The 16,629-nt window shown below is 60.7% G+C and carries 17 protein-coding genes; 13 read left to right on the top strand and 4 right to left on the bottom strand.

Features of this window, described 5'->3' with window-relative positions; all coding sequences use genetic code 11:
* The first annotated feature begins 347 nt into the window (after positions 1-347).
* Positions 348-1,007 (top strand): hypothetical protein, encoded by a 660-nt coding sequence (locus tag G442_RS21445; protein WP_051292098.1) that lies wholly within the window; start codon positions 348-350, stop codon positions 1,005-1,007.
* 75 nt (positions 1,008-1,082) lie between these two features.
* Here the strand turns inward: G442_RS21445 and G442_RS24325 are convergent, their stop codons facing one another.
* Both G442_RS24325 and G442_RS26550 read right to left on the bottom strand, forming a co-directional pair.
* A complete protein-coding gene (locus G442_RS24325; RefSeq protein WP_084440439.1) occupies positions 1,083-2,003 on the bottom strand; it encodes a hypothetical protein in 921 nt (306 codons plus the stop codon).
* On the bottom strand, positions 2,000-2,542 hold the full coding sequence (locus G442_RS26550) for a DUF6932 family protein (protein WP_371863406.1): 543 nt from the start codon (positions 2,540-2,542) through the stop codon (positions 2,000-2,002). Before G442_RS26550 ends, G442_RS24325 begins: the two co-directional genes overlap by 4 nt.
* 765 nt (positions 2,543-3,307) lie before the next feature.
* Here G442_RS26550 and G442_RS0108370 point away from each other — a divergent pair.
* The 12 genes from G442_RS0108370 to G442_RS0108425 all read left to right on the top strand — a co-directional run bounded on the left by G442_RS0108370 (position 3,308) and on the right by G442_RS0108425 (position 15,210).
* Positions 3,308-5,308, top strand: coding sequence for a conjugal transfer protein TraG (locus tag G442_RS0108370; RefSeq protein ID WP_026397636.1), 2,001 nt, complete (start codon positions 3,308-3,310; stop codon positions 5,306-5,308).
* 7 nt (positions 5,309-5,315) lie between these two features.
* Complete coding sequence (locus tag G442_RS0108375) at positions 5,316-5,762, top strand: hypothetical protein (protein ID WP_026397637.1); 447 nt, start codon at positions 5,316-5,318, stop codon at positions 5,760-5,762.
* A 194-nt stretch (positions 5,763-5,956) separates the two neighbouring features.
* Positions 5,957-6,886 carry a P-type conjugative transfer ATPase TrbB gene (gene trbB, locus G442_RS0108380; RefSeq protein WP_408744395.1) on the top strand — a complete coding sequence of 310 codons (930 nt, stop codon included), beginning with the start codon at positions 5,957-5,959 and terminating at the stop codon, positions 6,884-6,886.
* The gene (locus G442_RS0108385; RefSeq protein WP_026397639.1) at positions 6,883-7,215 is read left to right on the top strand and encodes a TrbC/VirB2 family protein; all 333 of its coding nucleotides are present in this window, start codon (positions 6,883-6,885) and stop codon (positions 7,213-7,215) included. The genes trbB and G442_RS0108385 overlap by 4 nt, the downstream gene beginning before the upstream one ends.
* Complete coding sequence (locus tag G442_RS0108390; protein ID WP_026397640.1) at positions 7,215-7,493, top strand: VirB3 family type IV secretion system protein; 279 nt, start codon at positions 7,215-7,217, stop codon at positions 7,491-7,493. The genes G442_RS0108385 and G442_RS0108390 overlap by 1 nt, the downstream gene beginning before the upstream one ends.
* Positions 7,494-7,506: 13 nt before the next feature.
* Complete coding sequence (trbE, locus tag G442_RS0108395) at positions 7,507-9,936, top strand: conjugal transfer protein TrbE (RefSeq protein WP_026397641.1); 2,430 nt, start codon at positions 7,507-7,509, stop codon at positions 9,934-9,936.
* Positions 9,933-10,682 (top strand): P-type conjugative transfer protein TrbJ, encoded by a 750-nt coding sequence (gene trbJ / locus G442_RS0108400; protein ID WP_035376339.1) that lies wholly within the window; start codon positions 9,933-9,935, stop codon positions 10,680-10,682. Before trbE ends, trbJ begins: the two co-directional genes overlap by 4 nt.
* 5 nt (positions 10,683-10,687) lie before the next feature.
* The gene (trbL, locus tag G442_RS0108405; RefSeq protein WP_026397643.1) at positions 10,688-12,121 is read left to right on the top strand and encodes a P-type conjugative transfer protein TrbL; all 1,434 of its coding nucleotides are present in this window, start codon (positions 10,688-10,690) and stop codon (positions 12,119-12,121) included.
* A gap of 5 nt (positions 12,122-12,126) precedes the next feature.
* Positions 12,127-12,810 carry a conjugal transfer protein TrbF gene (gene trbF / locus G442_RS0108410; RefSeq protein WP_026397644.1) on the top strand — a complete coding sequence of 228 codons (684 nt, stop codon included), beginning with the start codon at positions 12,127-12,129 and terminating at the stop codon, positions 12,808-12,810.
* Positions 12,807-13,808 carry a P-type conjugative transfer protein TrbG gene (gene trbG / locus G442_RS0108415; protein ID WP_026397645.1) on the top strand — a complete coding sequence of 334 codons (1,002 nt, stop codon included), beginning with the start codon at positions 12,807-12,809 and terminating at the stop codon, positions 13,806-13,808. Before trbF ends, trbG begins: the two co-directional genes overlap by 4 nt.
* Positions 13,805-14,953: a TrbI/VirB10 family protein gene (locus tag G442_RS0108420; protein ID WP_026397646.1), complete on the top strand. Its 1,149-nt coding sequence runs from the start codon at positions 13,805-13,807 to the stop codon at positions 14,951-14,953. Before trbG ends, G442_RS0108420 begins: the two co-directional genes overlap by 4 nt.
* Positions 14,950-15,210, top strand: a complete 261-nt coding sequence (locus tag G442_RS0108425) for a DUF2274 domain-containing protein (protein ID WP_026397647.1) — start codon at positions 14,950-14,952, stop codon at positions 15,208-15,210. The genes G442_RS0108420 and G442_RS0108425 overlap by 4 nt, the downstream gene beginning before the upstream one ends.
* Here G442_RS0108425 and G442_RS0108430 read toward each other — a convergent pair.
* A complete protein-coding gene (locus G442_RS0108430; protein ID WP_026397648.1) occupies positions 15,173-16,099 on the bottom strand; it encodes a LysR family transcriptional regulator in 927 nt (308 codons plus the stop codon). The two genes, G442_RS0108425 and G442_RS0108430, sit on opposite strands and share 38 nt — an antisense overlap.
* Before the next feature lie 197 nt (positions 16,100-16,296).
* A complete protein-coding gene (locus G442_RS25880) occupies positions 16,297-16,596 on the bottom strand; it encodes a hypothetical protein (protein WP_026397649.1) in 300 nt (99 codons plus the stop codon).
* Positions 16,597-16,629 lie beyond the last annotated feature (33 nt).

Below are 16,629 nucleotides of genomic sequence, written 5' to 3' on the forward strand. Positions count from 1 at the left end.
GAGCACCAACGAACACCCACGAGCATCGCGATCACAGAGCACCGCGATCACCGCAATTTCCATCTATCCATCTGTGTTAACTTATTAAATAAAAATCTCCAACGCCGATTTGAAGAGCGAGTTGACAACATATCGGGTATCTCAATATACGAGTTGTCGTGTAGTGGCACTCTGACGATTGAGTGGCGCCATCTAAGTCATTGAAAAATATGGATTAATGATCCATACTTCATGAAGTCAAATAAATCTGCGGTGCGGCTTCCATCCCCGACGCTCAGCAGACAGCCAAACGGCGATTGACTAGGCCGGCGTCCACACCCGGTCACCCCTGAATTCTGGAGGACCTCATGGTTGAGATCAATTTGGCAGCGATGCCCGCGGTGAAGAAGCCTCGTAAGAAGATTGCACAACGGCAAATGGAACTACGCCAGCGGTTGTGGCCCAACATCACTGAGAGCTACATCTGGCGTCGCCAGCACCATAATGGCTTCACTACAATTCCACGAACGATGCCGCTAATCCTCTCGATTATGGACGACCTCGCCGGAACCCCGGTTGCCATGGCATATCTTGAATTGTGGGGGCGTGCTTTCGACGAAGGATTTGTCACTTTATCGAAGCCAAAAGAGATAGCATTCCATGCCGGCTTTGACGGCCAGAGGGGCGAACGAACCTGGCGTTCGAAGATGAAAGCACTGGATGACCTGGGTTTCATAGAGGTGGCTGGCGGGCCATCCGGTGCGATGAGCTACGCGCTGATCTTAAATCCTTATCTTGTTATTCGTAAATTGCATGAACAGGGGACCGCGGGTCTTCGTGAAGACAAATACAACGCGCTCATGGAGCGGGCCGGCGAAATCGGGGCGGATGACTTCGATTTGCCCGATCCCTGGGCGGAGCCACCTTCGTCGTTGCAGCCCTCGCCTTCTCTTGGGCAGGCTGTTGAGGCCAGTTCCGCACCCGCAGAAAATCTGGCGGTAAAGAATCCGGTTGAAGCGCATTTATGAAGATTCAGGACGTCGCCATTTCTATCGGCTTGGTCCGATCTAATTATAGACCCAGACCAAGCCTAAATATGACGTTTATCGTGAGCCGAGGTCATTAAGAGACAGAAGCATAAAGCGCGGACGACTTTGTCCAACTTGAATTACGTTGAATTTTACCCTTGTTGGTTGATGCAGCCATTCTCGGTTCAAGACATCTGGGTCCTCGATATCCGGGCCTAGTCGACCACGTATAATTTCAGAACCATCCGATACGACAAATTCAAAATTTCGTCCTTGAGGCAGAAATCCTTGGAATTCTCCGAAATAAACTTCTTCATTTTCTGAGATATTCTCTTGACGCAGCCTCTCTTCAGAAATTCTGATTTCATCAAGACTACTAAACTTAAAGTAGCTACCTCGAAATTCGAGCCCGCACCATGCTCCTTTTTTGGAAACTATAGAAAGAAAATCCGCGACCTTACGTACCGCTCTTGGGTGAATTTCCTCTACAATGTCTAAAATATCGTCATCACTGCCTTTTGCTGAAACCCGCAGTAAATCTTTTATAATTTCAACGGCTTTCCCAACATTGGCGTCCTCTCTAAACAATTCACCTTGCGAGGGTGGTAGCTCCATCTCAAAACCATAAGAACCGGTAGCCATACCAGTTATCATTAAAGGTGAACTTTCTTTGTCGGGTATGGGACCGGAATATTTTAAAGCTCCTTTAAGTCCTGCGACGACTGCGGAAAATGCATCTACAAAAGCTGAGGACGCGTTACCAGCAAAATCAGCAGAGATGGCACTACTTCCCCGTACTGGCTCTCCTCGAAAAGTTAGCGAGAGCTTCTCGGCCTCCTGGATATGATCCGGAAGTCTCTCCAATTCGAGATTAAGTTCTTTCAGTCGCGCCTCTAAGCCGAAGCGGTCAATTACATTCTCACTAGGAATTCTTCCGAGAATTTCCTCGACTTCCCCTATCTCAGATAAAAGAGAATCCTTTCTCCTGATAATCATGACTGAAACCCCGCGCCTATCTTGGCCGCTAAGAGACCTGCAGCATGTGTGTCGTCAGTGGGTGCTAAATCAACCTCTACATAACCTTTCCACATTCCATCACGACGATGGGACCATAGACTGTACCAATAGCACACATCACGGATATCAACGTGAGGGAGAATCCTTACGATGTGATCAACCTTGTAGGTAGTCTTCACCCGCTTACGATCAAGATATGGTTGCAGGGTTGGTAAGAACGACACCTGAGTCTGACCCGCAGGCAAAAAGGCGTAAGTCACAACGTCCACGTCATTTGGAGACCGAGCTTCTACATCCTCTATGTGCTCAAGAAAACTCCCGTCGATCCACTGGAAGCCTTGGGTTACTCCAATTGAATGTAGGCCAGCGCGCAAGTCGATTAATCCTCGAAGGATCACCGAGCGATCGGCGCTCAAACAAAACCGATCCACGAAATCAATTAATGAAACTCTATAGGGTGAGCGGTCTTTTCCCCTTGGATCTGCACCAGGTCTAATTGGTGGCACAACACCGGCCATGTTCCATTCTGGTATAGACAACGCAAACACCTATATATACTTGTTTTAATCATATACTTATTTAATTCTATTTAAGCATGATTTCAGATTTCCTGGCAAGAGAGCTTCCTCCGGATCTTCGATACGCAATTTCACGAAAATGTTATATTTGCCCGTCTGGCGGCTGTTGCTGCGGCATGCCTGGCCAAAGCAGCTTTCAATATCTTGGGCTCGGTTATAGATGACGATGCTGACAATTGGTCGGTGTTTACTGTGCTGAGTTCGGTGGTGATAACAGAGTGGAAAAGAAGGTCGTCTTCTGCATCAGCTTCTTACGTTGGAATTTATGCCGCCGAGATAGTGAGTGACATAAATATTCATAAATAATAGAGAAACACACGCCCATATCTGTATTATATTGCCGTTTTCTGTGTTAGAAAAAGTATTCCGGGTATTTAAGGTCCAGCTATCCGATCACTATACGGAAAGAAGTTTGGTACCCAGTATGTCATAGGTGAGTGCATAACTGACCTTACAGATAGTCGCGCCATTGACCTTCTGCGCTTCCTCATCTTGATGTCGTCAGGCCACGCGGCTGAAACTCCTGACCATCTCTCGACTCCTGATATGCATTGCATGTGTACGATCGGATCGTGTGACCGTTTCACCGCACCATACAAGTATTTTTTCGCTCCTGACCGACTGAGTACGATGGAGGCGACAAGGCGCTTGCTTCCGCTGAAATGCTGGCTGTCCGCTGCTTCCCCAAAGGATCGGAGATCGCTGATGGAACAGCCCGGAACACGTATTCAATGGGGACAGGTCGCGCTGGTCCTGTCCATGATCGTCTTGTCCTGGTGGACGGCAACCGAATGGGCAGCATGGGAACTGGCCTTTCAACCTGAACTCGGGCGGCCCTGGTTCGTGCTATTCCATCGCTGGCCTGTCTATGCACCACCGCTGTTCTTCTGGTGGTGGTATGTCTTCGATGCCTATGCCCCGGCTGTATTCGCGCGCGGCGCCTGGATCGCAGGCTCAGGTGGCGTGCTGGCCTTTGTCGCTGCCGTTTCATTGTCTGTCCGCCGCGCCCGCGAGGCCAAGAAAATCGAGACCTACGGATCGGCTCGCTGGGCAGGACCGGCTGAAATCGCCCAGGCCGGGTTACTCGATCCGGACGGTGTGGTGCTGGGCCGGTATGGCAAAGCCTACCTGCGGCATGACGGGCCGGAGCACGTCCTGACCTTCGCGCCGACGCGCAGCGGCAAGGGTGTCGGCATGGTCATTCCGACGCTCCTGACCTGGCCGGGTTCGGCTATCGTCCACGACATCAAGGGCGAAAACTGGGAACTGACGGCGGGATTCCGCGCCTGCTTCGGGCGCGTCGTGCTGTTCGATCCCACCAATACGACCTCCACTGCCTATAACCCGCTGCTGGAGATCCGGCGCGGGGAGTGGGAGGTCCGGGACGCCCAGAACGTCGCCGACATCCTCGTGGACCCGGAAGGCAGTCTAGAGAAGCGCAATCATTGGGAGAAGACCTCGCACTCCCTGCTGGTCGGGGCTATCCTGCACGTGCTCTACGCCGAGCCCGACAAGACCCTGGCCGGTGTCGCCAATTTCCTGTCGGACCCGAAGCGCCCCATCGCCACCACGCTGTCGGCAATGATGCGGACGAAGCATCTTGGCGATTCCGGTGCGCATCCCGTCGTGGCCTCGGCCGCGCGCGAACTGCTGAACAAGTCTCCCAACGAGCGGTCGGGTGTGCTGTCCACCGCAATGTCCTTCCTCGGCCTCTATCGCGATCCAGTGGTTGCAGAGGTGACGCGGCGCTGCGAATGGCGGATATCTGACATCGTCGATGGTGATCGCCCGGTGACGCTCTATCTGACCGTGCCGCCATCGGACATCAGCCGGACCAAGCCGCTGATCCGGCTGGTGCTGAACCAGATTGGCCGTCGATTGACGGAAGATCTGGAGGCTGCGGCACAGCGACAGCGGCTCCTGCTGATGCTCGACGAATTCCCAGCCCTCGGGCGGCTGGACTTCTTTGAATCAGCGCTGGCCTTCATGGCGGGCTACCGGATCAAAGGCTTCCTGATCGCCCAGTCCCTCAACCAGATCGAGCGGGCCTATGGGCCGAACAATTCGATCCTCGACAACTGCCATGTCCGGGTGAGCTTCGCCACCAATGACGAGCGGACCGCGAAACGTGTCTCTGATGCGCTCGGAACCGCCACTGAGATGAAGGCGATGAAGAACTACGCCGGCCATCGGCTTTCGCCGTGGCTCGGCCATCTGATGGTCTCGCGCTCGGAGACGGCACGCCCGCTCCTGACGGCTGGTGAGATCATGCAACTCCCGCCGGCGGACGAGATCGTCATGGTCTCCGGCCTTTATCCGATCCGCGCGAAGAAGGCCCGCTATTTCGAGGATGTGCGCTTCCAGGAGCGTATTCTGCCGCCGCCGAAGCCCATGCGTCCCACGGAGGGACGCCCGGACGACTGGAGCAGCCGTCCCCTTCCACCCAGACCGCCTGCGCCAGATGCGACGACTGAGACGCCGGTGATGGATGATGAGGAAGAAGATCCGAACCAGTCCGCCCGACGCCGTCAGCCGGAACTGGGTGAAGGCACTGTCGAGAAAAAGGAGCCGATGGAGAACGAGTTCACACCCGATCCGGTCGATGAATTCGACGACATCGCGCCCCGCAACAACCGGATGAATGATCTCATGTGCGGCGTCGCCCGGCAGGCGTCGCTCGACCGTGGCGATGAGCTTGGACTGTGAGGTAGCAATGGCGATGACGAAAAAGAAGGCCCAGATCTCCGTCTATCTCGACCCCGAGGTGATGAAGACCCTGTCCGCCTATGCGGCGCGACGCGCACAGCCGATGTCGCTGATCGTCGAGGCCGCTGTCGCCTCCTTCCTTTCGCCCGATGGCGAGGAGCGCCGCGAGGCTGCCACGTCGAAGCGCCTCGACCGGCAGGACCGGCGTCTTGCGCGGCTGGAGCGCGATATCGGCATCACGGTGGAGACCCTGGCGCTGTTCATCCGCTTCTGGCTGACCACAACCCCGCCGCTTCCCGAACCGGCGGCGAAGGCGGCGCGGGCGCAGGCCGGGGCGCGTTACGATAATTTTGTCGCCGCCCTTGGCCGAAGACTGGCCCAGGGACCGAGACTCCAGCAGGAAATCCCGGAGGATGTTTTGGACCCCGGCACACGGGATGAACCGGAGTCGTAAATCCCGCACCCCGCAAGTATTTTTACCCTGCGTTTCGCCGTCGTCCTACGGCGCCTGAATTCTTGTTGAACCGGCCTGTTTCCTGCCTTTCCTAATGATCCCCGTCACCGTGCGCTCATCGCGTTCGGCCCATGCCGGGGAAGATCATGTCGGTTTCCATCATCCATGACGGGGCCAGGGTGCGCGGCATTTCCATGCTGCGCACAGCGATGGGGCCGGCGATTGCAACGCATCTGGCGGACCCAGCCGTGGTTGAGGTCATGCTCAATCCCGACGGTCGGCTCTGGATCGATCGGCTGTCAGAGGGCATGGCCGACACGGGCGAGACGATCACACCGGCCGATGCCGAACGGATCGTGCGTCTGGTCGCCCACCATGTCGGGGCAGAGGTGCATGAGGCAGCACCGCGGGTCTCGGCCGAGCTTCCTACCGGAGAGCGGTTCGAAGGGTTGCTGCCGCCGGTGGTGTCTGCCCCGAGTTTCGCGATCCGCAAGCCCGCGGTCGCGGTGTTCACGCTCAACGACTATGTCGCCGCCGGGATCATGACAACGGAGCAGGCGGCATTCCTGCGCCGCGCTGTCACGGAACGGAGGAACATCCTGGTCGCGGGCGGCACATCGACGGGCAAGACCACCCTGGTCAATGCCCTGCTGGCAGAGGTCGCAAGCACCGATGATCGTATCGTGCTGATCGAAGACACACGCGAACTACAATGTGCCGCGCCCAATCTCGTGTCCCTGCGCACCCGCGACGGGGTAGTCTCGCTGTCCGATCTGGTCCGCTCCGCCCTGCGTCTTCGGCCAGATCGGATCCCGATCGGCGAGGTGCGCGGCCCCGAGGCGCTGGATCTCCTCAAAGCCTGGGGCACCGGCCACCCCGGTGGAATCGGCACGCTGCACGCCGGTACCGCCATCGGTGCGCTGCACCGCATGGAGCAGTTGATCCAGGAGATTGTCGTCACCGTTCCCCGTGCCCTGATCGCCGAAACCATCGACGTGATTTCGGTCCTGTCGGGTCGGGGAACCGCGCGGCGGCTTTCCGAACTCGCCGTAGTCGAGGGGCTCGATCCCGTTTCCGGAGAGTATCGCATTCGTCCTTTCCATACCGAGGGAGAATCCAAATGAACCACGCCCTGTCCCGTATGCGCCGACATACGCCGGCCGCTTCCGCCATTTTCCTGCTCTCGATTGTGTTGTGCTCCTCGGCACTGGCTTCCGGCTCGGACATGCCGTGGGAAACGCCCTTGAACGAGATCCTGGAATCCGTGCAGGGGCCGGTCGCCAAGATCATCTCGGTGATCATCATCACCGTAACCGGCCTGACCCTGGCCTTCGGGGAAACATCAGGCGGATTCCGCCGCCTGATCCAGATCGTCTTTGGTCTGTCCATCGCTTTTGCGGCGTCCAGCTTCTTCCTGTCGTTCTTCTCCTTCTCTGGTGGAGCGCTGATCTGATGACCGTCGGATATGACGACGATGCCATGCCGGGCTTTCATGTCCCGGTGCATCGCTCGCTGACCGACCCGATCCTGCTGGGCGGAGCGCCGCGGGCGGTGGCTATCGCCAACGGCACGCTGGCGGCGGCCGTAGCACTCGGCCTGCGCCTCTGGCTGATCGGGGCCGCCTTCTGGATCGTCGGTCACACTCTGGCGGTCTGGGGTGCCAAGCGCGATCCGCTGTTCATCGAGGTGGGACGGCGGCATCTCCGTTACCCCGCCTGGCTGCGCGCATAGGGGAGGATCGGCCATGATGTCCCTTGGCGAATATCGCAGTCGTGCTGCCCTCCTGTCGGATTTCCTGCCCTGGGCCGCGCTGGTCGAAACAGGTGTCGTCCTCAATAAGGACGGCAGTTTCCAGCGCACGGCGCGCATCCGTGGCCCCGATCTGGACAGCGCCACGCCCGCTGAACTGGTTGGGGTCACCGCGCGCCTGAACAATGCCCTGCGGCGTCTGGGCTCAGGCTGGGCCGTGTTCGTCGAGGCACAGCGCGTCCCGGCAACAGTGTACCCCGAGAGCGATTTCCCCGATGCCGCCAGTCAGATGGTCGATCTGGAACGACGCGAGGCGTTCGAGGACGAGGGGGCACATTTCGAGAGCCGGTATTTTCTCACCCTGGTCTGGCTACCACCGGCTGAATCGTCCGATCGGGCGGCGCGGTTCCTCTTTGAGGGGCGGGAGCGCGAGGGGCCGGACCCGCACGGCATGCTGCATGCATTCGTCAATCGCACGGACCGGATGCTGGCCCTGCTCGACGGGTTCATGCCCGAAGTCACCTGGCTGAATGACGGCGAGACGCTCACCTACCTGCATTCCACGATTTCGAACCGCAGCCAGCGCGTGCGGATGCCGGAAATCCCGATGCACCTCGATGCCCTGCTGGTGGATCAGTCGCTGGCGGGTGGTCTGGAACCCAAACTCGGTGATGCGTATCTGAAAACCCTGACGATTACCGGTTTCCCGTCGCGGACCTTCCCCGGAATCCTCGACGACCTGAACCGGCTGGCCATGCCTTATCGCTGGTCCACCCGCGCCATCCTGCTCGACAAGACCGATGCGACGAAGGTGCTGACGAAGATCCGTCGCCAGTGGTTCGCCAAGCGGAAATCGATCGCGGCGATCGTCCGGGAAGTGATGACCAACGAGGCGTCGGTGCTCGTGGATAACGATGCCGCCAACAAGGCGGCGGATGCCGATCTGGCCTTGCAATCGCTGGGCGCCGATGATGTCGGGCAGGCGTATCTCACCGCGACCATCACAGTCTGGGACGGTTCCGCCTCCATCGCCGCCGAGAAGCTCCGGCTAGTCGAAAAGATCATCCAGGGCCGCGACTTCACCTGCATGACCGAAAGCCTGAATGCCGTTGAGGCGTGGCTGGGATCTCTGCCCGGTCATGTCTATGCCAACGTCCGACAACCGCCGGTCTCGACCTTGAATCTGGCCCACATGATCCCGCTGTCGGCGGTCTGGGCTGGGCCGGAGCAGGACGGGCATTTCAAGGCGCCGCCACTGTTCTATGGCAAGACGGCTGGGGCCACGCCCTTCCGGTTCTCGCTCCATGTTGGTGACGTCGGCCACACGCTGATCGCCGGGCCGACGGGGGCAGGAAAATCCGTCCTGCTGGCGCTGATGGCGCTCCAGTTTCGTCGCTATGCGGGATCGCAGATTTTCGCCTTCGATTTCGGTGGCTCCATGCGAGCGGCGACGCTGGCGATGGGCGGTGACTGGCACGATCTGGGTGGCGGGCTGACAGATCAGGGAGATGAGCATCCCGCCGTCTCCCTTCAGCCGCTGGCGCGGATCAATGATCCGACCGAGCGCGCCTGGGCAGCGGAATGGCTCGGGCAGATTCTTGCGCGCGAGGGAACGGCGCCGACGCCGGAGGTGAAGTCCCATCTTTGGTCGGCCTTGAACTCGCTCGCGTCATCGCCCGCCCATGAGCGCACGCTGTCCGGCCTGGTGGCACTCCTCCAGTCCAACGCGCTGAAACAGGCGCTGGCGCCGTACTGCCTTGGCGGCCCGTATGGCCGCCTGCTCGACGCGGACGCCGAGCGTTTGGGAGACGCCGATGTCGTGGTGTTCGAAACCGAAGGGCTGATCGGCTCCGGCGCGGCGTCGTCCGCACTCGCCTACCTGTTTCACCGCATCGCAGGGCGACTGGACGGGAGGCCGACGCTGCTGGTCATCGACGAGGGCTGGCTGGTCCTGGATGACGGGGATTTTGCCGGCCAGCTCCGCCAATGGCTCAAGACCCTGCGCAAGAAGAACGCCAGCGTCATCTTCGCCACCCAATCCCTGTCCGACATCGCGAACAGCACCATTGCGCCCGCTGTGGTGGAAAGCTGCCCGACGCGGATCTTCCTACCCAATGAGCGGGCGATCGAACCGCAGATTGCGGCCATTTATCGCGATTTCGGCCTGAATGAGCGGCAGATCGCCATCATCGCCCGCGCGGCATCGAAGCGGGAATATTACTGCCAGACTCAGCGCGGCAACCGCCTGTTCGAACTGGGCCTCGGCCCGGTGGCACTGGCGCTCTGCGCCGTGTCCGGCAAGGACGATCACAGGCTGATCGACCAGGTGCTGGCCGGGCACGGACGCGAAGCCTTTCTTCCAGCCTGGTTCATGGCCAAAGGGTTGCCCTGGGCGGCTGATCTCGTGCGGGAGGGCGTGCCATGATCGCCCGGCGCCGGTCCCTGATTATGGCTGTCGCGGCCGGTGTGTTCGGCACGATGCTTTCCCCCTGGCCCGCCATGGCGCAATGGGAGGTGTTCGACAGCGCGAATTTTGGCCAGAACGTGTTGCAGGCCGCCCGTGCGCTTCAGCAGATCGACAACCAGATCACGTCGCTCGCCAATCAGGCCCAGATGCTGGTCAATCAGGCGAAGAACCTCGCCTTGTTGCCGCTCTCCACCTTGTCGACGCTGCAATCGACGATTTCCCAGACAACAGCCTTGCTCGCGCAGGCGCAGAACATTGCCTACAGCGTCACCTCGGTCGAGCAGCAATACCAGCAGGCGTACACCTCGATCTCCTCCTCCATGTCGGACAGCGCCCTGTTCAGCCAGGCGCAGACGCGCTGGCAGAACGCCGTTGGCGGATTCGAAGATGCGCTGAAGATGCAGGCCCGCGCCGTCGGCAACATCCCGTCCGACAGCGGCGCCATGACGCAACTGGTCTCGGCCAGCCAGAGTTCCACGGGCGCGCTACAGGCCGCCCAGGCCGGCAACCAGCTTCTCGCCCTGCAATCCCGCCAGCTCTCCGACGTGGTCGCGGTCCTGTCCGCCAATGGCAGGGCCGCCGATCTGGAGCGGGCGCGTGAGGCGGCGGCCGAGGCGGAGAGCGACGCGTTATACCAGCATTTTTCCCAGTATGACGCTTACAGTCCGACCGCCGTTTCCATGTTCGGCAGCAGCGGGAACTGACGGCCATGGCCATCAACGATGTCGGTGTAATCGACATTTTCCTCAATACCTTCACCACCACGATCGACACTGGCTTCGGTCTGGTCAAGGGAAGCGTGATCTCACTGGCCGGATCGCTCTCGGTGCTGGATGTGGCACTCGCCGGCTTGTTCTGGGCCTGGGCAGCGGATGAGGACATCACCCAGCGTCTGGTGAAGAAGACGCTCTATATCGGGTTCTTCGCCTGGGTCATCAATGATTTCGATGCACTGTCGAAGATCGTCTTTGACAGCTTCGCGGCCCTCGGGCTGAAAGTCGGAGGCGGCAGTCTGGCGCTCGGAGACTTCCTGCGACCCGGCAGGCTGGCCTCGACCGGCTTTACGGCGGCACAGCCATTGCTGGATTCGGTCCACGATCTCCTCGGTCCTGTCACATTCTTCACGAATTTCATCCAGATTTTCGTGCTGTGCCTGTCATGGCTGATCGTGCTGGCGGCGTTCTTTATTCTGGCCGTGCAGCTTTTCGTCGCCCTGATCGAGTTCAAGCTGACCAGCCTGGCAGGATTCATCCTGATCCCGTTCGCCCTGTTCAACCGCACCGCCTTCCTTGCCGAGAAGGTACTGGGCAATGTCGTGTCGTCCGGCGTCAAGATCATGGTTCTGGCGGTGATCAGCGCCATCGCCTCGGTCCTCTTCAGACAGTTCACGATTTCCTACGGCAGCAATGTGCCGACCATCGGCGAGGCGGTCTCCGTTGTGCTGGCGTCACTTTCGATCGTCGGGCTCGCCATTTATGGCGGCAGCCTTGCCAATGGCCTGATTTCCGGTGCGCCCCAGCTTGGCGCAGGCGCGGCCGTCAGCACTGGCATGGCGGTCGGTGCCATGGGGGCGGCTGCTATCGCCGCACCTGCCGCTGCGATCTCCGGGAGTGCTGCCGCGCTGGGCGCGACGACTGCCGCCGCGCGCGGCGGGGCCGCAATCGCGGGCGCAGCCACCACAGCCTACTCCATGGGAGCGGCCGGACAGACCGGAGCGGCGGGTGTGGCATCCGCTGCCGGGAATGTCGGTCGCGCGGCCGCTGGTGCCGTCAGGAGCAAGGCCGAAGCTGGCGTCAATTCACTCAGGGAGAGCTATGCCGCGGGCGGCCAGTGGGCCGCGCGCGGGATGGGCGGTGGAGAAGACGCTGGCGGTTCAAGCTCCGATGGCGGCGGTCAGGGTGGTGGTCCGTCAGAGCCATCCGGCGACGGCGATCCTGCGGGGAGTGGACCGCAGGGAAATGGTCCGGATGACGGTGGTAACGATGGTGGGCCAGAGGCCTCAGGGGACGGCAAGCCGCCGCGCTGGGCACGGAAAATGAAGCGTCGTAACGCCGCCGCCCATGCAATCGAGGCCGCCCACATCATCCGCTCCGCCGATGGCGGCGGCGGGTCCGCCTCCATCGATCTTTCGGAAAAGGAATGAGGACGATGTTCCGTCGCTCCACCACACGCTACGGGACCACGCCCGAGCCCGTGACCCCATACCAGAAAGCCGCTCAGATCTGGGATGAGCGCATCGGTTCCGCCCGCGTCCAGGCCAGCAACTGGCGGCTGATGGCGTTCGGCAGCCTGTGCCTGTCCGCCGGTCTCGGAGGCGCGCTGGTCTGGCAGTCTGCGCGCGGGACGATCACACCCTGGGTGGTACAGGTCGACCGTCTGGGCGAGGCACAGGTCGTGGCCCCGGCGACAACGAGCTATATGCCCGCCGATCCGCAGATCGCCTGGTATCTGGCGCAGTTCGTCCACGACGTGCGCGCCCTGTCATCGGACGCCGTGGTGGTCCGGCAAAACTGGCTGCGCGCCTATGACTTCACCACCACGTCCGGTGCCGTGGCGCTGAACGATTATGCCCGCCTGAACGATCCGTTCTCGCGCATCGGGCATGAGCAGGTCGAGGTGGACATCGCCTCGGTGATCCGGGCCTCGCCCAGCAGTTTTCGCGTCGCGTGGACCGAACGCCATTACCGCGACGGGGCGTTCACCGGCACCGAACGCTGGACCGCCATCGTCTCGGTCGTTCTGCGCACGCCTCGCGATGCGGATCATCTTCGCCGCAATCCGCTCGGGATTTTCGTCTCTGCCATTAACTGGTCGAAGGAACTCGGACAATGAGGCGCTTCATTTTCGCGGCCCTTCCTGTGGCGCTGCTCCCGCTCGCCGGTTGCGCGGACCGCTATCATCCACCTGTGATTCGCTATGACGACGCGGCCCAGGCCACGCGCCTGCCCGATCGGCCGAAACCGGTGCAGGTCGTGGAAGTCCCTAGACCGCTTCCCCTGCCGGGTCAGCTCAAGCCGCTTCTACCGTTGCGGCGTGCCCATGCCGTGCCCGAGGCGGCCGATCCCACCGTTCGGGTGACGCAGGCCAATCTGGCGGCACGCATCCAGCCGACACGGGCCGGCTATGTGAACGCGGTGCAGGTTTACCCCTACAGCGCTGGCGCGCTCTATCAGGTCTATGCCTCGCCCGGCGAAATTACCGACATCATGCTCCAGGCGGGCGAGAAGCTGGTCGGTACCGGCCCGGTCGCGGTGGGTGACACCGTGCGCTGGATTGTCGGCGATACCACCAGCGGCGCGAGTACGACAAAGCGCGTGCATATCCTGGTCAAGCCGACGCGCCCGGACCTGACTACCAACCTGATCGTCAATACCGACCGGCGGACCTATTTCGCCGAATTGCGGGCGACGCCCGCGACCTACATGGCGTCCGTGTCCTGGGACTACCCCGAGGATGATCTGATTGCCCTGCATCGGCAGGACGACGACGCCGACGAAGCGGCACCAGTCGAAGCGGGGCTGAATCTCGACGCGCTCAACTTCCGCTACGCGATCGAGAGTGTGAAAGGTGGGACACCGCCCTGGATGCCGCTCCGAGCCTTCGATGACGGGCGGAAGGTGTTCATCGCCTTTCCGGCCGGGATTGGACAGGGGGAATTGCCGCCGTTCTTCGTGCTGGGGGCCGATGGCGGCCCGGAACTGGTCAATTACCGGGTGCGGCAGAACTGGATGATCGTCGATCGCCTGTTTGCCGCCGCCGAACTGCGGCTTGGCGAAAACCACAGCGAGCAACGGGTGCGCATCGTCCGCACCGACGGCAGGAAGTCATGAGCGAAACGGGACCGTCTTCCCCGCAGCCTTCTCCCGATCTGCGGCTGCGCGCGCAGCGTCCACCCGTGGTACGGCTCTCGCGTCCCGTTATCTGGACGCTGGGTGGCGCGGGGATGCTCGCGATCGGCCTCGCGCTGGGCTACGCGCTGCAAAATGGTACGCACAAGGGGCCGGTCCAGGGGGCACAGGACACCGACACCCGCCCCTCAGCTGACGGGCTGGCCGCACTCCCCAGTGACTATACCGCCACCCCGAAACTCGGGCCGCCTTTGCCCGGCGATCTCGGCAGGCCGATCCTTAACGCACAGCGGAACGGTCGCGCGGGACCGGTTTCCGGCATCGGAGACCGGCGTGGCGATCAGGAAGTCGAGGCGGCACGCACCAGCAGGCTCTTCGCGCAGATCGAGGTGCATGACGGCCCGACCGTCCAGACAATGCCGCCACAAGCCGCGCCCGGAGCACAGGCATCACCGGCTGCAACGGACCCGCAGGCCGCCAATCGCGCTTTTCTGGCAGGTCAGCCGGATCGCATGACCGTCAGCCCGGACCGGATCGTGCCCCTTGCTTCTGCCTACGTTCTTCAAGCCGGGACCGTCATCGCCGGGGCGCTGAATACGAAGATCAGTTCCGATCTGCCTGGCCAGATCGTCGGGCATGTGACCCAGAACGTCTATGACAGTCCGACCGGCCGGTTCTTGCTTGTCCCGCAGGGCAGCGCCCTGTTCGGAGCCTATAACAGCGGCATTTCCTTCGGGCAGCAGCGGACACAGATCATCTGGACCCGGCTGATCTATCCGAACGGCGAGAGCCTCGTTCTGGAAAAGCTGCCCGGCGGCGACGCCATCGGCCAGTCCGGCCTGTCAGACGAGGTGAACAACCACTGGGGCCAGCTCTTCAGGGCGGCTCTGGTCACCACGCTGCTCAGTGTTGGGTCTGAAGCAGGCACGTCGTGGAACGAAAACAACCTCATGCAGGCTATCCGCAGCGGGGCAAGCAACGGCTTCTCGATGGTCGGCAACCGGCTGATTGATCGAAGCCTGAACGTCCAGCCGACGCTGACCGACCGACCGGGCCTGCCGTTCACCCTCATTTTGAATCGCGACCTGATCCTGAAACCCTGGCACGCAAAGGAACCCGCTCCATGACGAAGCTACGCATCACCGAAATTCCCGACGAGAAGCCGGTCCGCGTCACCCTCGATCTGCCGGCGGACCTCCATCGCGATCTCGTTGCCTATGCGGCGCTGGTCAGCCAGAACGGTCAGCACGTCGATCCGGCCCGTCTCGTGCCGCACATGATCCGGGGCTTCATCGCGTCCGACCGTGCGTTCCGAAAGCTCCGGCAGGGGGCACGGCGGGCTGCTATTAAAACGCTGTCGCCTGCCGCTCCAGAACACGGATGACTGTCCTCGCGGCTGGTGGGCAACGCTCGCGGTGCCAGGCCGCGCCATACGCGAAGTGCGGAAATCCATCGCCGTCGATTACTTCCACTATCGCGATCCGCTCCCGGATAGCTCCGGGCAGAAAACCCAGCCAGGCATCCGGCAACAAAGCGATGCCGCTGCCATTCGCTGCCAATGCGACGACCCGCAGGCTTCTGACCGCCTCCTGACGCGTCATAGGCACGAATCCCGCCTGCCGCATCTTGCGCATCAGCAGCGCGAGCAGTTCCTCGCCAGTATCATCCTTGCCGATCAGAAAGGTTCTGTCATGCAACTCGGCCCATGACGCGGTCCCGACCTGTGCGATCGGATGTCCGACCGGCATGATCGCAACGACACGATCGCTCCAGAGCGGCGTCGTGGCCACCATGCTGCCGGGCAGGGGCAGCGTCATTATCGCGAGGTCAATCTCCTCCTGTTTCAGGGCCTGGAGCAGTTCTTTTTTTGCATTATCCCGATAAGTGAAGGAGATACCGGGTTGCGCAAGGCTGTACGACTCCAGTATCGCCGAGATCCGGCCGGGTGGGATGCTGCCCTGGACGCCCACGGAGATGACGCCGGTCTCGCCCCGGCTCCAACGCCGCGTGCGCTCGTACAGTCCGACTGTGCCATCGAGCAACTTCTCAGCCTCTCGCAGAAAGGCAACTCCCGCCGGGGTCAACTGGGCACCGCTCGACGTGCGTCGAAAGAGGGAAACGCTAAGTCGCTCTTCCAGTAATCGTAAAGATCGGCTTACGGCAGATTGTTTGCCTCCCAGCGCACGTGCGGCTCCGTGGATACTTCCCTCCCTCGCGATGACACGCACGAACAGCAATTCCCGCAGATCGAGAGGTGGTCGCCGAACCGACATTTTCTGTCTATCCCGATTATTTGAAGACCTTCGGCATGACGTGCCAAAAATACAGTCATCGTGCTTTCAAGTCTACAATTATATTTCGTTCGCAATATATTATAGCGTTACTCTCTGACTTCGCTATGAAGTCATCGCAATATTCGCGCTGCGATGCGAAATGCTCTTGTGGCAAAGTGCGCTAATCTACCATTTTGCTAGAGAAAAATGTAAGCATGATGAACCCACTGGACGATTTCATCCCGCGCTTCGATTTCAGCGAACGACACGGTGCTAATTTCTCCGCCCCGGCCAGCCGCATCATGAACGCGGTGGCAGCTTGGCGGAATCAGGACGATCCGCTGGTCTGCGCCGCTATCCGCCTGCACGAAATGCCCGCCCGGTTGTTCGGCCACGCCCCAGACTCTGTGAGCCGCCCGCCCGCTTCCGCCGAGACCGCACAGTCCTAGCAACGTTCCGAAGAAGGAGGTGGGAACAACAGGCAGGCGGATTGTCATCCTCACTCCCATATCTTGTAGGAGCATAGTTGA

The organism is Acetobacter nitrogenifigens DSM 23921 = NBRC 105050, from assembly GCF_000429165.1.
GTDB lineage: Bacteria > Pseudomonadota > Alphaproteobacteria > Acetobacterales > Acetobacteraceae > Acetobacter > Acetobacter nitrogenifigens.